The organism is Oleidesulfovibrio sp., from assembly GCF_047973035.1.
Classification (GTDB): Bacteria; Desulfobacterota; Desulfovibrionia; order Desulfovibrionales; family Desulfovibrionaceae; genus Oleidesulfovibrio.
Genome location: NZ_JBKEBF010000025.1, coordinates 1 through 2,777, shown reverse-complemented (window position 1 = coordinate 2,777; position 2,777 = coordinate 1). Strand labels below are relative to the sequence as shown.

General features: G+C 53.1%; 4 protein-coding genes. 1 reads left to right on the top strand and 3 read right to left on the bottom strand.

Annotation, left to right across the window (positions count from 1 at the left end):
* Positions 1-245 precede the first annotated feature (245 nt).
* From ACK5LI_RS08130 to ACK5LI_RS08120, 3 genes are all read right to left on the bottom strand, one after another.
* On the bottom strand, positions 246-1,229 hold the full coding sequence (locus tag ACK5LI_RS08130) for a tyrosine-type recombinase/integrase (RefSeq protein ID WP_416948057.1): 984 nt from the start codon (positions 1,227-1,229) through the stop codon (positions 246-248).
* 668 nt (positions 1,230-1,897) lie between these two features.
* The gene (locus ACK5LI_RS08125) at positions 1,898-2,143 is read right to left on the bottom strand and encodes a hypothetical protein (protein ID WP_416948055.1); all 246 of its coding nucleotides are present in this window, start codon (positions 2,141-2,143) and stop codon (positions 1,898-1,900) included.
* 8 nt (positions 2,144-2,151) lie between these two features.
* Positions 2,152-2,541, bottom strand: a complete 390-nt coding sequence (locus ACK5LI_RS08120) for a hypothetical protein (protein ID WP_416948053.1) — start codon at positions 2,539-2,541, stop codon at positions 2,152-2,154.
* Here ACK5LI_RS08120 and ACK5LI_RS08115 point away from each other — a divergent pair.
* Positions 2,540-2,777: hypothetical protein (locus ACK5LI_RS08115; protein ID WP_416948051.1), on the top strand; the 238-nt coding region annotated here is incomplete at its 3' end. The genes ACK5LI_RS08120 and ACK5LI_RS08115 overlap by 2 nt on opposite strands.

Below are 2,777 nucleotides of genomic sequence, written 5' to 3'. Positions count from 1 at the left end.
GCCACCCCAGAAAAGAAGATCCCACAAGAATAACGTTTCTCATCAAACATATTTCTCATTTTGGGTGTACAAAGAAGGGCGAAATCCAGAGTTTTTCTCATTTTGGATTTCGCCCTTCTTTTTATCCGAAACAGTCGACCTATACTCACTAGAAGGCCGCGCCAGTAGCGGATTTGGCCTATATCTGTCCTATGTTTGTCCTATCTGTTTTAGGCTCCACGCTATTTCTCATCTTGGCTGTCCCCCTATATCTGTACGCCTCGCAACGAGTTCAGGTATCGGGCGGTTGTGTGTGCCGATTTGTGCCTGAGGATCGCCTGTATGACAGAGAGCGGAACGCCCTTTCCGTCCAGTATCGACGCCGACAGGTGACGGATGGAGTGGAAGCCGAAGGGTTGCACGCCTGCACGTTCGCACAGCTTTCCCATCAGCTTGGTTGCCGATCTCCATGGTCTGCCATGCTGCGACAGGAAGACGTATTCCTTGAACCCGGTAGTGAGCCTCTGTTTAGTCAGCATCGCATGCAGTTCGTCTGTCATTGGTATGTAGTCATACTCCATGCCGCCGCCCTTGCGCTTTCGGGTGGACAGTGCAAGGCGCTTGTTCTGCATGTCGACGTCCGACCATTTCAGACGGAATATATCTGACCTGCGTGCGCCGGTATGCAGATAGGCCAGCAAGAGCCGCTGACGCTGCTCGTCCGCTGCATCATATACTTTCCAGAAGTCCGCGACCGACGGCACATGCTTCTTTCTGGCGTCCTCGCTGTAGGTCTCGACAGTCCAAGGGCATGGCGAGGGAAGGTTCATGGACTTGATGCCCCATCGATACGCTGCGCATAGCTCGCGCCTGTGCCGGTTCGCGGTTTTCCCGCTTTGCTGACGTGCAATGTCGTTGAGGTATTCTTCAACGGCTGAGTACGTAACTTTTATTACAGGAGTATGCGCCGGCATCTCTGTAAGCAGCAAGCGGAACACCCGGCATTTCCAGTTGTACGTCGTCTTTGCGACGCCTCTTGCCTGAACGTGGTCAAGGTATTTCGTGAACAGGGCAGCCAAGGATACCGTGTCGGTCAACGACGTATCCGGGTTTTCCAGTTTGGCGGTCTCTTCCCACGCTATGGCGGCGTTCCAAGTGGTGCAGCGTCGCTCCCGCACCTTGCCGTTTGGCAGTTTCACCCTGCCGTAAATCACGGTGTTGCCGTGTCTGTCTTTCCTCTTGAGCGGCATCTGTTGTTGCCTCCTTTTCTGCCGAGTCGATGGCCTTGCCGACTAATTCCGCAAAGAAGAACCATGACCCGGCTACTTTTATGCCGCCAAGCTCCCGAGCATGTTTATATGCCCAGTTCTTCGATTTGCCAAATAGCGCGGCGACGTCCTGCGCGGGGATTGGTTTCCCGTATCGTTCTGCAAGCCGTACAAGGTTGCTCATCTTATCCACCTACCAGAACGGACATTCAATTGTTGACACGCCGCCGTTAGCTGCCTTGACCGCCCACGGGTCAAAGCTCATGCCGTAACAGCTTGCTTTCTCCTGCTGCGTGGCGAGGAACTTTTTCCTGTCGGCAGAAAGCGAACGCGACCTACATAGTGCGTTGCAGAATTGCTGCTTCGGGGTATCCGGAGTAAACTTTTCGCCACAGTGCTTGCATATGCGTTGCGCGCTTGCTGCCTGATTTTTTGCGCCGCATGACCTTGAGCAGAACCTCTGGTTTGGGTGTGACATCTCAAATGCGCCTCCACACCACGCGCACGTGCCTGTCTGAGGTTTTTTGATACGCCCTAGGTTGCCACATTGACGGCTGCAATATTTGGCGCGGCCTATGTTGATTCTGGACTGCGGAGCGTCGAACTCGCTGCCGCAGTATTGGCATGTTGCTGTTGGCATTGTGACCTCGCTACATTTCGATACTTACGTCGCGGCATTGCTCGATGCGCACACTATCGTTCTCTGGTTTGTCAACAAACCTGATTGCCTCTGGTGGGTACAGCTTGACCGTGCCGTCACTGTGCTCGACAACTGCGACGGTATAATTTCCGGGGCCGGATTCGAACTCTTCAAATTCAGCCCCCCAACAGTGAAACACTCCTTCCGGCGCGTGTGGGATGATATTCCCGATTTTCGATATGTTAACACTGCGCATATCTTCTCCTACTCATGAATAAAGTCAGGGTTGCCGCATGGGTTGTCGAGGTCTGCGGAGCGTTGTGTTTTATACGAGATGTAAAACTTGCACACTGCAATCGGCAAATATGCATCTGCATCAGTAAGTTCTGCCATAAAGCCTATGCCCCTGATCAGCCATCGATTCCGTGATATGACGACTATTTCTATTGTCGGGTTTTCTTTACGCACTTCTTCCAGCAGCTCCAAAGCTAAGTTCATGTCGTCTGCGTAGCTGGGAAAGACTGAAACAGTAGACTCGCACGGCTCATGGCGCTTTCTATAAGGATTGTACCTGCTGCAAGCTGCATCCTTAATCGCCCCCCGCAACTCCGCGACCTTTGCGCTAAGTTCATCGTTGGTCAGCGCGGCGTACATGATGGACACGAACGGCTTTAAGGCCGTAGCTCCGGCGCCCAACGGTCAGTATGGCGACATCGCAGTTGATACCATTGTGGGCATCAAGATTAACAAGCTACTGGCTCAGATTGCACCGAACGCCGACGCCTGCACCATGACGTATGTCCACTCTCTGGCGCAGATATGGTGCATTGTGCGCAACGGAAGCAGCGCGCGAATTGTGGTTTACTGCCCGATTCATGGCGTTTTTACTC

What these genes read in the sequence shown, in the direction of transcription:
- ACK5LI_RS08130 (WP_416948057.1), bottom strand. Translation starts at nt 1,229, where the DNA reads ATGCCGCTCAAGAGGAAAGACAGACACGGCAACACCGTGATTTACGGC.
- ACK5LI_RS08125 (WP_416948055.1), bottom strand. Translation starts at nt 2,143, where the DNA reads ATGCGCAGTGTTAACATATCGAAAATCGGGAATATCATCCCACACGCG.
- ACK5LI_RS08120 (WP_416948053.1), bottom strand. Translation starts at nt 2,541, where the DNA reads ATGTACGCCGCGCTGACCAACGATGAACTTAGCGCAAAGGTCGCGGAG.